Below are 16,780 nucleotides of genomic sequence, written 5' to 3' on the forward strand. Positions count from 1 at the left end.
AAGCTGAAAACGGACGCCGAAAGATCGGCCGCCATGTTGCAGAACGCCTTGCCGACCGAGTCCAGAAAATCGTCCGCAGCCCCACCGGCAAGATCCCGAAGAGGTGTGAGTGGCGTCCATGCCAGGACTACGGTTTCGTCTGGCGTGGAGGCCGCAATACCACCCGTCATGATTGAGGTCCTCCAGCCATCACGAAATCTCTAAACTCTCCGGCGGTACGGCTATGAAGAAGTGGGCCATCGGGGCCGTCGTCGGCGTCTATCAGTTTCCAGTCGTCTTCCTGCCAGTGCACCTGGCAAATCTCCGAGCCCCAGCGGACCTGAGCCTGCCTAATTGGGTCTACAGAGTCGTAAATTCCGAGAGAGATTGCGCCCCAAACAAATATTGTTGCGTCAGACTCTGAAGATGATTGGACCTGGTATCCCAGAGGCCGTGCGTCGAAGTTGACTTGAGGATCCTGAATTGACGTGACGCCGAGTGTCGCCGCGTTTTCTTTGTCGACCTGCAGTATTCCGCTGGCAAGTGTTTCTACTGATGTTTGATCTGAGATCGAGCCAAAGAATCCGCGGATTCTGTCTTCCGCTCGATTGGTGACGTTGTTGTAGGCGGTGAAGTAATTACCGCAGGCGCTTATGGCGCCGGCTTCGGTGTGGGGGTAGCCGACGGGCACCCCGAACTCGTTGACCCGGGTGGGCCCACCCACCGGGCCGTCGCTGGCTGCCACAGGGACCTCACTGGTGGGCGAAACCGCCATGGCCGGTGTCTCGGGGGCGTCCTCGGCGGACTGTTCGGGGACAGGTTCGGAATCGGCCGGAGTCTTGGGGCCGCCGTCCGATGAATGCCGCCCCGCGACGTAACCGATCCCACCGGCCCCGATCGCGGTCACCGCGGCTGTCGCGACGATGACGATGATCAGGCGCCCGAATGCCCACTCCGTCAGGCTCACCAACGCCCACTCCCCTCCGTTGCCGGCAGGGTCATCATCGCAATGTCGGAGGCCAGATACCTCCGGAACCGGCTAGAAGTCGCTGGACGGAAGCTCATGGACCACGTCGGGGTCATCGACGATGTCATCAGCGGGCGCTGGGGTGAACGTCTGGACCACGGCCGGCGRGCGCATGCTGTTCGCATCACCGGAGTCGTTGGTAGCGGAGGCGCCGGTCGCGAGGAAGAAGTTGACGAACGCTGCGGCGRCACCGACCAGGAAGGCGAGGCCGAACCCGGCGAGGACACCGCTCTTGCCTACCGCCGAAGCGCGGTCGAGCCCCATCCGTTCGCCGAGCGCCCAGGCGATTCCGCCCAACAGCACGGCGGCCACGGCTGCGACGACCGCGTAGGCTGCCAGACCGTTGACCAGGTCTTGCAGGGCATTGATGCCGGGTGCCTTGGTGTTGTCCGGCTTGACTTCCGCGGCAAGAATGACCGCCGCCGAAGCGGCTGCAGCATCGACGATCATCGTGGTTCCCTTCCTGCGGGCGATGGATCGCCCGGACGATCCGGCTCGGACACCCGCGCGGGTGGGCTTCCGGGCCGCAGGTCGCCAAATGATACGCCCGGCACCTGACCGTGATCAGCATCGGCAGTGTGTGGCAGCGTCGAGGTGTTGGGTGTTGCTAGTTCGGCGGGTGGTCGGACGGTCGGTCGAGCTACTGCCGATGTTGGCTCTACCAGAGTCGTGACCTGCGCTTCGGCCTCCTGCGCGTCGCCTTCGGAGTCGGCGACGGCCGCGAGGGCGTCCACCGTTTCGGCGGCGAGCCGCAGGTAGGCCCGCCGGGTCGCGAGCCGAAGCCGGGGAATCCGTACCGGGGTGCCCCGGCTGGGGTCGAGACGAGGGTCGTAAGGGACCCGCACGATGCCGTCGACATGGCGGGCCAGCCGCGCGGTGGCGTTCCGCGCGCGGGGCGAGGGCCGGCCCCGCCGCGGCGATACCACCGCCGCGATCACGACGGGCCCGGAAGGCGCCGGATCCGCTGCCCCGTCGTCAGGTGCTCCTGGCTCGAGATGCCCGCGGCCGGCTGGCTCACGGGCCCGCACACCGACACCGGCGAGTGCGCCCTCCGGGTCGGTCAGGTCCGCGAGGGTTGTTTCCAGGTCGGACGCGGTCGCCAGCGTCACCAGGATCACCGCGTCGGCGGAGCGGAGCGCGGTGGGGGTCAGCGGAGCAGCCGCGGGCGCGTCCATGAGGACCAGCGGGTAGGCGTGAGCCAGACCGCCGAGGACGGCGTGCAGCATGGCCGGGGTGACCGGTTCGTCGGCCGGCACCAGGGACCGGTCGTCGGTGCCRGTGCCGTCGGTGCTGTTCTCGGCAGGGCGGTCGACCGGCAGGACGTCCAGGTCGTAGACGCTGCCCGCGCGGCGCGCGCCGATCAGCGCCCGCGTCTCCTCGGAGGGAACACCTGCGCCGGAGCCGCGCAGGCGGGCGATGTCGGCGACTGTGGCCAGCCCCTGGCTGCCGACCCGGCTGACCAGGTTGTCACCGCGTGACTCGTCGATCTCGACGCTGTCGGCCGAGGTCGGCGGTACGAACCCGGGGGTCTCCGTCCCCGGGTGGAGGTCGATGCCGAGTACCGGCTCACCGCGCACCCCCGCCAGGGTGAGGCCGACGACCCCGGTCAGCGTGGTGGTACCCGAATAGGGAAACAGCGAGGTCACGACGATCCGCCACGAGCCGGGCAGGATGCTGGACGCCCGGTCCGAGAGGGTGGTCCGGAGCGGGATCTCCTCCCAGGGCTCGGGCTCGTCCCCACTGGCCCAGCTCTCCTGCCCGGGCCACTGCCGGCGGGTGGACGGCCGCAGCAGCGCGGCTGGTACCTCGTCTCCGGCGGTGAGAGTCGGGACGCGGCGGCGCCCGCCGGGGACCACCTCGGTAGAGGTGGGCTCCTCGTGGCTCTCCGAGGCCGCAGGCGACTCGGGTACGGCGGGCACCCTGGTCGGGGCAGCCAGCCGCGGCACCGGGGACGCCGCCGGGGCCGACTCGTCCCAGCCGTGCTGACCGGGCGTGCCGTACTGGTCGGCAGCGGCCGGCGGGGCCGTCAGATCGGGCGGAAGCGCCTCCACGATCTCGCCCGGTGCCGGTGCCGGTGCCGGTGCCGGTGCCGGTGCCGATGCCTCGTGCCACGCATCGGCCTGGTCCCAGGCCGGGGCGGCCGCCGCGGTCGTTTCGGGCGGGGCCTCCGTGGGCGCGGCCTCCGCAGGAGCGCCTGACCACGCGGTATCGCCGGGCCAGGCCGGATCGGTCGGCCACGCGGGTTCGGTCGGCCACGCGGGTTCGGCTGGCCAGGCCGTCTCGCCCACCGGCTCGGCGCTGGCTGCGGGGGTCGGTTCGGCCGTGGGTGCGGGCGCCTGGGCGGGCAGGACGGCGTCCGGCGGGTAGACCTGCTCCGGCCCGCCACCGACCTGGCTCGGATACCCATAGCCCACAGACGGGTCGTTCCAGCCGGCGGGCGACGCCGGATCCGATCCGAAGACGGCCGGCGACTGCGGGCCAGCGGGTGGCTGGGGGGCAGGAGGCGGCTGCGTGACGGCAGGTGGCTGTGGCTGGGGAGCCGCGAGCGGCGACGTGGAGGGCGCGGCGGCGGGCGGGGGAGCCGCCGGCTGCGGGCCGGTGGCGGGATTCCTCGGTGCGAGGGCGGCCGGGCGGCCGGGACGGCGCGGCCCGGCCGAGGTGGGCCGGCGGCCCGGTGGGGGCACGCTGGTCCCGCCGCCCCGGCGGGCCGGTGGTTCCTGCGGGTCGCTGCTCGAGGGCCGCCCGCCCCCCGACGAACCGGAACGAGACAGACCGGAGCGACCGGAGGCGCCCCTTCCGCCCGCGACACCCGAACCACCTCGGCCGGCACCACCCGAAACCGGACCGGTGCGGCCGGCGGGAGCCGCCGTGTCCGGGCTGGTGGGTGCCGAGGGCGCGGCGGGTGCAGCGGGCGCGGCCACGGAGCCCGCCGTGGCGGGCGGGAAGCTCGGGTCCTTGCGGCCCATGGGGGTCGGCGGCGGGACGGCGCGGGGTGTCGCCGCGCGCCGGAGCGCCGGGCGGCGTGGCGGATTCCGCTCCGCCAGCTCGTCCTCCGGGACGTCCGATGCCGGGGTGGCGGCTGTGACCCGTGGCAGCGGTGACGACGCGGCGAACCGGCCGGGGGGGACCGGGGCGGGGACGCGGGCGACGTCGACGCGGCGCGGTGGCTCCCCGGCGACGGGCGGTTCGGTGCGGGGCGCACGCGGTGCTGCGGTGCGCCCGCCGCGGCCGGCCTCGCTGCGGCCGGAATCGCCGGGGGTGGCCGGTGCGCCGTCACGGCCGGCGCTCGGCGGGGTGCGGGGCAACCGGCGGCCGCGGCGCTGGGCCTGGCCGCGCGGCTCGTCACGGGTGTCACGGAACATGCCGGTCCGGCCTGACCCCGACATGCCGGACCGGCCTGTGGGGGCCGGCTCGTCCGGTGCCGCATCCTCGAGGTGGAACGCCTGGTCCTGCCATGGTCCGTCACCACCGTCGGTGGCGGTGGCCTCGTCCTCGTCGCCGCGCCTGCGGTGTCGGCGGCGGGCCGCCCGTGCGCCGGTACGGTCCTCGCTCTCGCCGTCGCGAGCCGGGAGCTCGGCCGCGAACGGCGTGGCTGAGGGGATTCGCGCGCCAATCAGTGAAACGGGCCGCGCGTCCCCTTCCTCACCGTACGGTGCCTGTGGCACATCGCTCACGCGCCGTCGCCCTCCTGGCAGGTCTGGGCTGGTTGCTTGGTCTGGGCCGTATCGCTTGGTCTGGGCTGACCGGTGGATCTCGGTCAGGAGCCGGGCTGGTGGCTGTTGGGCCAATTGGTGCCAGTTACAGTTACTTACTGTTACTTGCTCTTGGCTGCGGTCGGATCGATGTAACACGAGCCATTCGAGTATGACAAGCGCCAGTTGGGGCTCGCCAGGGTAGCCATTGCGGTGTTAGCCTCCCTCGCCGGTGCACAACGGCTGGTTGACGCCGGTCGAGAAGGGGGCCCTGGGTGGTGCAGGACGGCTTTCCGGCGGCCTCGTCGCGTTCGTCGCGCCCGCCGCGCATGCCTGCCCGGCCGGCGGCGAGGACCGCCGAGCCGGCGGTCGCTCCTGTGGTCTCGAGTTCCCCACCTGCGAGGATGCCGAGTTCCAGTCGTCCGGCCGACGACGACGAGGTGCTGACCGTCGACGAGCTGGTGTCGTGGTTGCGGCTTTCCGAGAGCACCGTGCTCAAGCTCCTGTCCGAGCGGGCAATCCCCGCACGCAAGGTGGGTCATCAGTGGCGGATCCGGCGCGGCCGGGTTCGGGACTGGCTGGACGGCCACGAGTGAGACCACGTGGGCACGAGGGAGGAACACCAGTTCGGCACACTGATAGCTCCTGGTGCCACCCCCTTGCCCGCTGCGTGACATTGATCTCTCTCGTCCTGGTTACGGCGGTGGGCTGCGCGGCGCTCGACGATGCTTCGACCGAGCCGACGCCGTCGCCGACCGGTGGGCCACCACCGGGGGCCAGCCAGGCGCCCGGCCCGCCGCTCGCGACCGCCACCGTGGAACCTCAGGCCACGGTTGATCCCACAGATCCGCAGGCTGTGGCCCGGGGCTGCTTTCAGAAGTGGCAGTCCTTCGACGCGCGCACAGACGCCGGCCCGGTGGCCGGGGTCGAACGGGCCCGCGACTGTCTCACCCCGGACTTCGCCGCGAAGCTCACCGGGACAGCCGGCCCGGGTGGGGGTGTGGATGGCACGGACGGGGGGCGGGACGACCCTCAGGCTGATCGTGCCTGGCAGGAACTGCGGGCCGCCGGCACCCGGTCGGTGGTCACGGTGCTCGCGGTCACACCCGTCGGGGCGGCCGACACCACCACATCCGGGCAGGTGGCGCTCCTGCTGAATGTGCGCAGGGAGACGGTCTCGAACGACGGTCAGCCCGAGATCACCGTCTCGACACCGGCGGTCACGATGCTGGCCGGCACGGACGGCACCTGGCGGATCGCCGGTGCCGACCTGGCGAACGCCGCCGGCGACGCGCCGGGCCGGTAGCCGGCCGGTAGTACGGACACGCGACGGGCAGAGGCGGGCGACGGGCATGGTGGGAACGTCGCGGCGACCGGGCCGCGGAGGGCGCTGGCTGCTCTGGCTGGGCGTCGGTGGCTTCGTCACCGTCGGTGGYGTCTTCCTGCTGATCTCCATACTGATCCTGCTGATCGCCGCGCCGTTCCTCGAGGAGCAGCGGACCGGTAGCCGCGCGATCGTGAACTCCGAGGGGATCCCGACCGAGTACGTGCAGCTCATCACGGATGCGGCGAACGCGGCCGGCTGCACCGAGGTGACGCCCGCCGTGCTGGCAGCCCAGCTGCGGCAGGAATCGGGATTCAACCCGCAGGCCCGGTCCCCGGTGGGGGCGATGGGAATAGCCCAGTTCATGCCCGGCACCTGGGCCGCTCATGGCACCGGTGATGTGTGGAACCCGGTCGACGCCATTCCGGCCGCCGCGCGTTACGACTGTGCTGTCGTGGCGTCGGTGAAAAATGTTCCCGGATCAACTCAGGAAAATATGCTCGCCGCCTACAACGCTGGGCCCGGTGCCGTGCTCGCCTATGCCGGTGTGCCGCCCTACCCGGAAACACGCAACTATGTGCGTACGATTCTGGCGCAGGCCCAGGTGTACGGCGACGCGCTGGACACCGGTGCCGAGGTGTCGGTGGAGGCGGTCCAGCCGGTGCTCGACTTCATGTGGTCGCAGATCGGCAAGCCCTACGTCTGGGGCGCCACCGGGCCGAACGCGTGGGACTGCTCGTCCCTCGTGCAGGCGGCCTACCGGACGATCGGCATCTCCATTCCCCGCGTGACGACGGATCAGCTTGCGTTCGGCCCCCGGGTCGCCGGCGTCGAGCCGCAGCCGGGAGACCTGCTCTTCATTCCCGGATCGGACGGGACGGCACTCGCGCCGGGCCACGTCGGAATGTATGTCGGGAACGGGCAGGTCATTGCGGCGAAGGGCGCCCGGTGGGGGGTTGTTCTTTCGGAACTGTCCGACTGGACGACGGTGGTTGCGGTCACCCGTCCCCTTGCCGGCAGTTTCTGAGGGTATTTCCGGTCTTGCCGAGGCGTCCCCGCCGCCCCGGCCTCAGGCGGCGGTTTCCGAGACGAAACTGCTGAGCCCGTCGGCTACGGTACCCAGCGCGCCGAATGCGCTGTGAACCACATCGGCGGCGTCTCCAGGGGAGGTGACCATGAAGAAGATGATGAAGATGGTCACACCCCACGGCCAGATCAGCTGCTTCATTGGACCTCCCGAAGAGCGTGGGCGAACCGGTGCCCTCGGGGGTCCGGTGCCTGTGGTGACGATCGGTGGTTGCCGACAGCATGTGTGTACTGACTTTGAGTAGTGGTCGCAAGGGGAACCGCCGTGCCACGGCGGGGTCCCCGTGCGGCCCACGGGTGGTCCTCCGCCCGCCCGTGGAGATCGCGGGGGCAGTCCGGGAGGCCTGTCCGCGGGCCCACCCCGTGGCCTCCGGCGGCGTGTCGAACCGCCGATCGAGCAGGGTCGCCTCGGCAGGGAAACCCCTGTGGGGCCGAAGACATCGGGGTCCGGGTGCGGACCCGCCCGATGACACGGAACTGACAGGGGACTGACCAGGGGCGGCCAGTAGCCGACGTCCCGGCGAACCGATGTACTGATCCTCACCGCTCCGGGCAGGTGACGTCGACTCCCTGCCTGGAGCGGCAGCCTTGTCGGGCAGCTGACTACGGTGGGTGACGCCGGTCGTGGGGTGCGTCCGGTCGGCGTCGCGGGGTGTGCCCGCTCAGGCGGGGCGGATGCTCTGCGCGAAGGCGAAGACGTTGTCCGGGTCGTAGGCGCGCTTCACCGACCGCAGACGGGGCAGGTTCGCCCCGTAGTAGGCGGTCTCCCAGTCCGTCAGCTGCGGGTCGATGTAGTTCTGGTAGGCCGACGGCGAGACGTGCGGAGCCAGCGCGGCCACCGTGTCCCGCAGCCAGCCGGCGTTGCGGGCGCGCAGGTCGCCGTCGTCACCGAGGTCGTAGCCGGCGATGTACTGCGCGCTCGCGACCACGTCTCGGTGGACGAACGCGGTCTCCTGCGGGCCCAGCCGCCCGATGGCGCCGCCCCAGGAGTCGAGGACGACGCCGCCCGAGCGCAGGCCGGGCACCTGCTGGCGTGCCTCGACGGCGTCCAGCAGTGCCTCGGCACCGGCGCCCGACAGCGGTTCGGTGAGGAAGTTCGACGCCGCGAGCTGGGCCACCCGGGGCAGCGTGCCCTCGGGGCGGCGACCAGTGAGGTGGCACTGGGCCACGGTCCGTCCCGCGCAGCCGGCTTCGATCAGCATGGCCTCCAGCGGGCCGCGCTGAGCTGCGAAGGTCGAGGACGGGGCGCGGCCGACGGCGTCCACCAGCTGGGCGAGCAGGTCCTGGGCCGTCCGCGGGACGGCCGTGGCCGAGCCGGCCGAGCCGGATGACCCGGATGACCCGCCGAGCGGTGTGCGTGCGCCCGGGCCGGAGCCTGTGGCGGGGGCGACGTCGCTGATCACGCCGCTGACCCGGATCACGGGCACGGTCGCGGCCGCGCCGCCCGTGCTCGTGGTGCTCGTGAGGACGCAGGTGGACCACAGATCGTCCGGGGCGTCCGGCCGCAGGTTCCAGTCCTGCCAGGCGGCGATCACATCGGCCGCGGCGTCCCACGGCCACCGGTAGGTGAAGATCGTCAGAGGCACCGCCTGGTAGGTGGCGAACGTGAACGAGGTGACCACCCCGAAGTTGCCGCCGCCGCCCCCGCGCAGCGCCCAGAACAGGTCGGCGTCACGCTCGCCGTCCACCCGGATGATCTCGCCGGAGGCCAGGACCACCTCGGCGGAGAGCAGCTGGTCGCAGGTCAGGCCGTGGCGCCGGCTGGCAACCCCGATGCCGCCGCCGAGGGTGAGGCCGGCCACTCCCACCGTCGGGCAGGAGCCGGCAGCAAGCGCCGCCCCCGCCTGCGCGAGCTGGTCGTAGACGTCGACGAGCTGGGCGCCCGCGCCGATGGCCGCGATTCCCGCAGCCGCCGTGCCGTCCGCGGCGGGGCCGTCCGCGGTGGGGCCGCCCGCACCCGACCGGCTCCCCGGGCGGACCTCGTTCAGGAGCGACACGTCGATGACCAGGCCGGTGCTGGCGGAATAGCCGCCGTAGCTGTGCCCCCCGGAGCGGGCGGCGAGCGGAATCCCGGCTGACCGCGCGAACGCGAGACTGGCCGCCACGTCGGCAGCCGACGCGCAGTAGGCGATCCCCTGCGGCCGGATCTGGTCGAAGGCGGGATCGAAGAGCTGGCTCGCGGTGGCGTAGTCCTGCGTGCCCGGCCGGACCAGGCGGCCGGAGAGCTTCTCCGCGAGGCGCTGCCAGTCCCGCTCGGTCGGCTTCTCCTCGCCCGCACCGCCGCACCCGGTCACACCGGCGGCGAACCCACCAAGACCCAGCAGTGCCAGACCCGCCCCGGCGAGGCGCAGCGCCTCCCGCCGGTCGACCGAACCGTGCCCGTCGACCATGCCGCCCGTTCCGTCCGATGCCCGGGCGCCTCCGTGCCCGCGCGTGGCTTTAATCCTCCTCCGCCGCCCGCAGCACGGTCGACACGATGCCGTCCGGCCTGATGCGCCTGACTCCGCCGTCACCCTCGCTCACGTAGACGGCGCCGGAGACGTCGACCGCCAGCCCGCGGGGCATCATCCGGGTCTCGGTGGCCTGGCCGCCGTCCGCGATGTTCGCGGTGGCTTCGCTCGAACCCGCGAACGTGGTGATCTTACCGTCGACGGACACGACCCGGATCGCGTTGTTGGCGGAGTCGGCGATGTAGAGCTCGCCGTTCGGACCGAGTGCGAGGTCCTGCGGGTAGGAGAGCAGGGCGTTGACGGCCGGCCCGCCGTCACCCGAGCGCCCGGACTCGTCAGGCTTGCCCGCGACGCGCATGACCTTGCCGCCCGGGGTGATCTTTCGCACCGTGTGGGCGCGGTAGTCGGAGATGTACAGAGTCCCGTCGTCGGCGAGCGCGAGGCCCGCCGGCTTGGCGAACATGGCCTCCGTCGCCGGGCCACCGTCACCGGACGTCCCCCAGGTGTCGGCGCTGCCGGCGACCACCGAGATGAGACCGTCGTCCGGAGTGACCTTCCGGACACGGTAGCCATCGGTGAAGTAGAGAACGCCGTCATCGGAGACCACCACCGCGAGTGGGCTGCTCAGGGCCGCCTTCGCTGCCTGGCCGGACGCTCCGCCGAAGCCCTCGTCCGGCGCCGTGCCGGCGACCGTCGTGATCGTCTTTCCGTTGACGAGGCGGATCCRGCCGCCGTCGGTGTCGGCGATGTACACCTCGCCGTCACCGCCGACCGCGAGGGCGTGCGGGCCGATCAGGTTCGAGCGCAGAGCCGGCCCGCCGTCACCCAGGACCGGTGTCGGGGAGGGCGAGGGGGAGGGCGACGGCGAGCTCACGGGCGGCGACGCGGACGGCCCACCGGTCGGCGTGGGGGTGGGGGTCGGAGCGGGCGGGCCGACACCGGCGATCCGGCTCAGGGATCCGTCCGGCCGCAGCCGCAGGACCTGGCCCTGCCCGCCGGACGTCAGGCCGCTGTCGACCGCGTACAGCGACCCGTCCGGGCCGATGCTGACATCCTCCGCGCTGTACAGACCCTGGACGTCGACGGGCTCGCCGGCGTACGCCGGCCGCTCGGGATCGGAGCCGCCCGTGAGCCAGAGGCCCAGCCCGATCGCCGCGGCGAGCAGCGCCACCGCGGTGACCGAGGCGATGACGACGGTCCCGCGTCCGGGCCGGTACCCGCCGCCGCCCGGACCATGGTGCTGCGCCCGCCGCCTGGTACGCGGGCCGGTGGCACCGCCGTACGGGTCGATCCGGGTCGGCACCGGCCCGCTCGGCCTGCCCGGTCCACCCGGCCAGCTTGAACCACCCGGCCCACCCGGCCCACCCGGCCCACCTGGTCCGTTCGGCCCGCCGGGCCCGCTCGGTCCGCCAGGCCAGCTCGGCCCGCCGGGCAGGCGAGCCGTACCTGGACCGCTGGGGCCCGCCGGCCCGAGCGGCATGCCAGGCCCGCTGTGACCGCTCGGTGAGCCGGGCATGCCGCGGCCACCCGACGGGGCAGCGCCGAGGCGGCCGGCCAGTTCTGCCGCGGTGGGATTCGAGCTCTGGGCGTGGCCGGCGGCGGCGAGCACGTCGTCGCCGAGGCGCACCGGCACTCCGCTGGCCGCGAGCCAGCCGGGGCCGAACACCTGCGTCGCGGCGGCGGCGAGGTCGAGGGCGAAGTCGTGGGCCGTCGGCTGGCGCCAGGCCGGCTCCTTGGCGAGGGCGGTGAGGATCACGGCGGCCAGCGGCGGCGGCGCCTCGGTGAGCGGCAGCGGCGCCACCGACATGTGATGGTGCAGCAGCGCGGGCACGGGCAGGCCGGCGGGGAACGGCGTCCGGCCGGCGAGCAGTTCGTACAGGACGACGCCGAGGGAGTACAGATCGGTGCCCGGGCCGAGGCGGGCGCCGGTGATCTGTTCCGGAGCCATGTAGCGAGGCGTGCCGACGAGGCCGGTCGTGGTCGCTGCTGCGGTCTCCAGGATCTTGGCGATCCCGAAGTCGGTGACCTTGGGGGTGCCGTCCGCGGCGAACAACAGGTTGTCCGGCTTGACGTCCCGGTGCAGCACGCCGCGGTCATGCGCGGCGGCCAGCGCCCCGGCCGCCGCCAGACCGACCGCGCAGCCCGCGCGCGGGTTGTGCGGGCCGAGCGCGCGGTGCTTCAGGCTCCCGCCGGTCAGCTGCTCCATCACCAGCAGGCAGAGGCCGTCGTGCTCGACGTAGTCGTAGATGCGCACGACGTGCGGATGGTCCAGGCCGGCGAGGACCCGGGCCTCGGAGAGGAACCGGTCGCGCAGGTCGCCACCGCTGTCGCCGTACCCGCTCCCGTGCCCGCCGTGGCCGCCGCCGCTCGGTTCGAGCAGCACCTTCACGGCGACGTCCCGGTCGATCAGTCGGTGACGACCGGCGAGCACCGCCCCGAAACCGCCCCGCCCGAGCTCCCCCCCGAGCTCGTAGCCGGTCAGCGCGGCCGCGACACGGCCGATGTCGACGGACGTCATGGTTCGTGCCCCGGCCTACTGGGCGATCGTGGTGATCGTGCCGTCCGGCGCGATGCGCCGGATCCGGTCGTTGCCGGCGTCCGCGATGTAGAGGGAGCCGGAGCCGTCGATGGCCACCGAACTGGGCTCGGTGAACTGGGCGGCGCTGGCGGGGCCGTTGTCGCCCGAGAAGCCCTCGGTGCCCGTCCCGGCAATCGTGGTGATCGTCCCGTTCGGGTCCACCTTGCGGACCCGGTTGTTGCCGTAGTCGGCGATGTAGACCTCGCCGCCGGGGCCGAGGGTCACGGACGGGACGGACAGCTGCGCCCGGGTGGCGGGGCCGTTGTCGCCCGAGAAGCCCTTCTGTCCGTTGCCCGCGACGGTGTGGATGATCCCGTCTGTAGTGATCTTCTGGATGGTGTTGCTGCCGAGGTTGGCGATGTAGAGCGTGCCGTCACTGGCCAGCTCGACGTCGTTCGGCCCGTTCAGGGTGGCGGCGGTGGCGGGGCCCCCCTCACCGGTGAAGCCCTCGGTGCCGGTGCCGGCGATGGTGTTGATGATCCCGTCCGGTGTGATCTTCCGGATGCGGTTGTTCTCGTAGTCGGCGATGTAGATCGACCCGTCCGGCCCGATCGCGACCTTCTCGGCGCTGTTGAGCTGCGCGGCCGTGGCCTGGCCGCCGTCGCCCGAGAAGCCGCTGGTGCCGGTGCCGGCGATCGTGGTGATCGTCCCGCCCGGGGTGATCTTCCGGATGCGGAAGTTCTGCGCGTCCGAGACGTAGATGTTGCCGTCCTTGTCCAGCACCGCCGAGCCGGGGCCGTCGACCTGCGCGGACGCGGCGGGCCCGCCGTCGCCGGCGTAGCCCCCCGAGCCGGTGCCGGCGAGATCGGAGACCTGACCGGTGCTGGTGATCTTCTGGACGCGGTCCGTGGAGAGGCTGGTGACGAGGAGGGCGCCCTGCGGGTCGATGGTGAGGCTGTAGGGGCTGAGGCCCTGCACCGTTACCGGCGGCCCGCTGTACGCCGTGCCCGCGGCGGCCGGGCTGTCCCCACCGCTACCCGAGCCGCCCTGGGTTGCGCGGTCGTCGTCGCCACCGCCGCCGGACACGGCCGCGACGATGCCGACTGTCAGCGCCACCACGAGGACGAAGACGACCGCCGCGATGATCAGAATGCGGTTGTTGCGGCTCTGGTCCTCCTGGCCCGGGGCCCGATGACCCGGCCCGCCCGCGGCCGCGCCGCCGGGCCGCGGCGCCGGCCGCTGACCGGCGCCGCCCCAGCCCGCGCCGGCGTAGTTCTGCGCGCTGGTCGGCCGGGCGGCGCCCRGGCCCTGCTGGCCGGGAGGCGCGTAGGGGCGGGTGGGCCCGGGGCCCGGCCCGAGCGGCCGCGGCTGCGGCGTGGAGCCGGGCGGCGGACCCAGTGGCCGTGGATGGGGAGTGGCGCCCGCCGCCCCCAGCGGTGCTGACGGAGGTGTCGCGCCCGCCGGGCCGGTCAACGGCCGCGGGTGGGGTGTGCCGCCGCCGGGTGGCCCGTAGCCGGGCTGGCTGTAGCCGGGCTGGCTGTAGCCGGGCCCGCCGGGAACCTGCCCCGGCTGGGCCGCACCGGGCATCGGCGTGCCCATGCCCGGGTAGCCGGCGCCCGGCCCACCCGGGACCGGCCCGCGGTAGCCGCCGCCAGGCTGCCCCGGCGGATAGCCCGGCCCGCCGGGTGGGTAGCCCCCGCCGGGGCGTGCGGCCGGGAAGCCCCCGGATCCGCCGCTGTTGCTGCTGGTGGTGCCACCGATCGCGCCGCGGATCTCGTCGTCCACCCGGAGCTTGACGTCCGAGCGGGAGATCCAGTTCGGGCCGAACGCCCTGGAGCTCGCGAGGGCCAGCTCCAGGGCGAACTCGGCGGCGTCGGCGAACCTCGCGCCGGGCTCCTTGGCCAGCGTGCGCATGATCACGGCGGAGACCGGGGCGGGCACCATCGTGAGCGGCTCGGGCATCACGGTCAGGTGGTGGTGTGTCAGCGGCTGGACCGCCATCTGCCGGCCGAACAGCGGCCGCTGGGCGAACATCTCGTACAGGACGCCGGCCAGCGCGTACAGGTCCGTGGAGGGGAAGAGCCGCCCACCCATGATCTGTTCGGGGGCCATGTAACGGGGCGTGMCGAGGATGGCGCTGGCCGTGGTCTCCGCCCCGTCGAAGATCTTCGCGATGCCGAAGTCCGTGACCTTGAGCAGRCCCGAGCCGTCGAACATGATGTTGTCGGGCTTGATGTCGCGGTGCAGCACGCCCTGGCTGTGCGCCGTGGCGAGCGCGGCGGACGCGGCGATGCCGATGGAGCAGATGGTCTCCGGGGTGAGCTTCCCGGCGGTGATGCGCTGCTTGAGCGTGCCGCCGGAGAGCAGCTCCATCACCAGGAGGCAGGTGCCCTGGTGCTCCACGTAGTCGTGGATGCGCACGATGTGCGGGTGGTCRAGCTCCGCGAGCACGCGGGCCTCGGAGAGGAAACGCGCGCGTAGATCCGGGTCGTCGCTGGTGTCAAGGAGGATCTTGATGGCCACCWTGCGGCCGATGAGCCGGTGCTGGCCGGCGAGCACGAGGCCGTAGCCCCCCTTGCCGAGGTCTCCCTCGACCGCGTAGCCAGGGAGCGCCGCCTCCACGAGAGATCTGTCGATAAGCAAGGTCGGTTCCGTCCGTCACCGGCTGCCGGGCGGTCACCACAACCACCGTGCGGTGGTGACATCCCGAGGGCCACATCGTGCGGGATTGTGCGTGGGCAGCCCCGCGGTTGGTTCGTCTGGTGGTGCCGCGTTGGATGGCCAATCCGGGGTGCTTCGGCGCGTTCTCGGCGATACTACGGCCTCATACCCCCCATTCCGCCCTGGGTGGCGACCCGGCAGACGCGTCAGATGCGCGACTGCAGCATGCTGGGCGTCGTCGACAGGTGTTCGGCCGTGCGCGCGTGCCGGGGGAGCCCGGGAACGCAGCCGCACGACAGCACTGCCTCCGAACTCCCCGCCGAGGAAGGGCCCCACGTCATGGTGAACACCGAGCCCACCGCCCTCACCGCTGGAGCGGGTGCGCAGCAGACCCCGGAATGGGCCGCGCTGACCGCGCACCACGCGGAGCTCTCCGCGGTGACGCTGCGCCAGCTCTTTGCCGACGACCAGAACCGCGCCGCGTCATTCAGTGTCGACTCGGACGGACTCCACCTGGACTATTCCAAGAACATCGTCACAGCGCGGACGATCGAACTGCTGGTGGCCCTGGCCAACCGCGTCGGGCTTGGTGCCCGCATCGAGGCGATGTTCGGCGGCGAGCGGGTCAACGTGACCGAGAACCGGCCCGTCCTGCACGTCGCGCTGCGCGCCCCCGCCGGCGACGTCATCCGGGTGGACGGTGCTGACGTGGTCCCCGAGGTGCACGCGGTGCTCGACCGGATGTCCGCGTTCGCGGACCGGGTCCGCTCCGGGGTGTGGACGGGCGCGACCGGCGAGCACATCACCACCGTCGTGAACATCGGTATCGGCGGCTCCGATCTCGGGCCGGCCATGGCCTACCAGGCGCTTCGCGACTACTCCGACCGGTCGATCACGGTCCGGTTCGTCTCCAACGTCGACCCGACGGACATCTGGGAGGCGACCCACGACCTCGACCCGGCGACGACCCTCTTCATCGTCGCGTCGAAGACGTTCACGACGCTGGAGACCCTTGCGAACGCCCGGGCGGCCCGCTCCTGGCTGACGGCGGCGCTCGGCGAGGACGCCGTCTCGTCGCATTTCGTCGCGGTCTCCACGAACGCCGAGAAGGTGGCCGAGTTCGGTATCGACACGGCCAACATGTTCGAGTTCTGGGACTGGGTGGGYGGCCGGTACTCGATGGACTCCGCCATCGGCCTGTCCCTCATGGTCGCCATCGGTCCCGGGCACTTCCGGGAGATGCTCGCCGGATTCCACGCGATGGACGTCCACTTCCGGAACACGCCGTTCGAGCGGAACCTGCCGGTCCTGCTCGGCCTGCTCGGCCTGTGGTACCGGGACTTCTTCGGCTCCCAGGCGCACGCGGTGCTGCCCTACAGCCAGTACCTGGACCGTTTCGCCGCGTACCTGCAGCAGCTTGACATGGAAAGCAACGGCAAGTCAGTTGACCTTGAAGGACGGCCCGTACAGGTGCCGACCGGCCCGGTGGTGTGGGGCACACCGGGGACGAACGGTCAGCACGCCTACTTCCAGCTTCTGCACCAGGGGACGACGGTCGTCCCGGCCGACTTCATCGGCTTCGTGCGCCCGAACCACACGGGTGTCGGCGACGTCGACCAGCACGCCCTGCTGATGGCCAACTTCTTCGCCCAGACCGAGGCGCTCGCCTTCGGGAAGACGTCCAAGGAGGTGGYGGCCGAGGGGGTGGCGCCGGAGCTGGTCCCGCACCGGACGTTCGCCGGGAACCGGCCGACGAACACGCTGCTGGTCTCCGCCCTGACCCCCTTCACCCTCGGCCAGCTGGTGGCGTTGTACGAGCACAAGGTCTTCACGCAGGGTGTCATCTGGGGCGTCAACAGCTTCGACCAGTGGGGAGTCGAGCTGGGCAAGGTGCTGGCCGGGCGGATCATCCCCGAGCTGACCGACCCGGCCGCTCCTCTGGGGCACGACAGCTCCACCAACGCACTGATCGAGCGGTTCCGCACCGGCACCGTCTGAGCCGGCACCGTCTGAGCCGGCACCGCCCGAGGTCGGCAATGAGTA

General features: G+C 72.2%; 11 protein-coding genes. 4 read left to right on the forward strand and 7 right to left on the reverse strand.

What is annotated here, in order from left to right:
• Window positions 1-166 precede the first annotated feature (166 nt).
• From CC117_RS34660 to CC117_RS13410, 3 genes are all read right to left on the reverse strand, one after another.
• Window positions 167-946, reverse strand: a complete 780-nt coding sequence (locus tag CC117_RS34660; protein WP_241830071.1) for a hypothetical protein — start codon at window positions 944-946, stop codon at window positions 167-169.
• A 72-nt stretch (window positions 947-1,018) separates the two neighbouring features.
• Window positions 1,019-1,456, reverse strand: a complete 438-nt coding sequence (locus CC117_RS13405) for a DUF6112 family protein (RefSeq protein ID WP_071084061.1) — start codon at window positions 1,454-1,456, stop codon at window positions 1,019-1,021.
• Window positions 1,453-4,680, reverse strand: a complete 3,228-nt coding sequence (locus tag CC117_RS13410) for a hypothetical protein (protein ID WP_071084063.1) — start codon at window positions 4,678-4,680, stop codon at window positions 1,453-1,455. The genes CC117_RS13405 and CC117_RS13410 overlap by 4 nt, the downstream gene beginning before the upstream one ends.
• Before the next feature lie 422 nt (window positions 4,681-5,102).
• On the opposite strand from CC117_RS13410, the gene CC117_RS13415 reads away from it, so the two are divergent.
• The 3 genes from CC117_RS13415 (at window position 5,103) to CC117_RS13425 (ending at window position 7,049) form a co-directional block, all read left to right on the forward strand.
• Window positions 5,103-5,294 carry a helix-turn-helix domain-containing protein gene (locus CC117_RS13415; protein WP_071084065.1) on the forward strand — a complete coding sequence of 64 codons (192 nt, stop codon included), beginning with the start codon at window positions 5,103-5,105 and terminating at the stop codon, window positions 5,292-5,294.
• Window positions 5,295-5,368: 74 nt separating this feature from the next.
• Window positions 5,369-6,004 (forward strand): hypothetical protein, encoded by a 636-nt coding sequence (locus CC117_RS13420; protein ID WP_241830072.1) that lies wholly within the window; start codon window positions 5,369-5,371, stop codon window positions 6,002-6,004.
• A 46-nt stretch (window positions 6,005-6,050) separates the two neighbouring features.
• A complete protein-coding gene (locus tag CC117_RS13425) occupies window positions 6,051-7,049 on the forward strand; it encodes a C40 family peptidase (RefSeq protein ID WP_071084067.1) in 999 nt (332 codons plus the stop codon).
• A gap of 42 nt (window positions 7,050-7,091) precedes the next feature.
• Here the strand turns inward: CC117_RS13425 and CC117_RS38020 are convergent, their stop codons facing one another.
• The 4 genes from CC117_RS38020 to CC117_RS13440 all read right to left on the reverse strand — a co-directional run bounded on the left by CC117_RS38020 (window position 7,092) and on the right by CC117_RS13440 (window position 14,719).
• Window positions 7,092-7,250 (reverse strand): hypothetical protein, encoded by a 159-nt coding sequence (locus tag CC117_RS38020; RefSeq protein WP_198541830.1) that lies wholly within the window; start codon window positions 7,248-7,250, stop codon window positions 7,092-7,094.
• Window positions 7,251-7,770: 520 nt separating this feature from the next.
• A complete protein-coding gene (locus tag CC117_RS13430) occupies window positions 7,771-9,498 on the reverse strand; it encodes an FAD-binding oxidoreductase (protein ID WP_071084068.1) in 1,728 nt (575 codons plus the stop codon).
• A gap of 49 nt (window positions 9,499-9,547) precedes the next feature.
• Complete coding sequence (locus CC117_RS13435; RefSeq protein ID WP_071084070.1) at window positions 9,548-12,076, reverse strand: serine/threonine-protein kinase; 2,529 nt, start codon at window positions 12,074-12,076, stop codon at window positions 9,548-9,550.
• Between the two features lie 15 nt (window positions 12,077-12,091).
• Complete coding sequence (locus CC117_RS13440) at window positions 12,092-14,719, reverse strand: serine/threonine-protein kinase (protein ID WP_071084071.1); 2,628 nt, start codon at window positions 14,717-14,719, stop codon at window positions 12,092-12,094.
• 357 nt (window positions 14,720-15,076) lie between these two features.
• Between CC117_RS13440 and pgi the strand changes: the two genes are divergently transcribed.
• Window positions 15,077-16,735, forward strand: coding sequence for a glucose-6-phosphate isomerase (gene pgi / locus CC117_RS13445; protein WP_071084073.1), 1,659 nt, complete (start codon window positions 15,077-15,079; stop codon window positions 16,733-16,735).
• Window positions 16,736-16,780 lie beyond the last annotated feature (45 nt).

The organism is Parafrankia colletiae (genome assembly GCF_001854655.1).
Taxonomy (GTDB): domain Bacteria; phylum Actinomycetota; class Actinomycetes; order Frankiales; family Frankiaceae; genus Parafrankia; species Parafrankia colletiae.

What these genes read in the sequence shown, in the direction of transcription:
- CC117_RS13415 (WP_071084065.1), top strand. Translation starts at nt 5,103, where the DNA reads ATGCCGAGTTCCAGTCGTCCGGCCGACGACGACGAGGTGCTGACCGTC.
- CC117_RS38020 (WP_198541830.1), bottom strand. Translation starts at nt 7,250, where the DNA reads ATGAAGCAGCTGATCTGGCCGTGGGGTGTGACCATCTTCATCATCTTC.
- CC117_RS13430 (WP_071084068.1), bottom strand. Translation starts at nt 9,498, where the DNA reads ATGGTCGACGGGCACGGTTCGGTCGACCGGCGGGAGGCGCTGCGCCTC.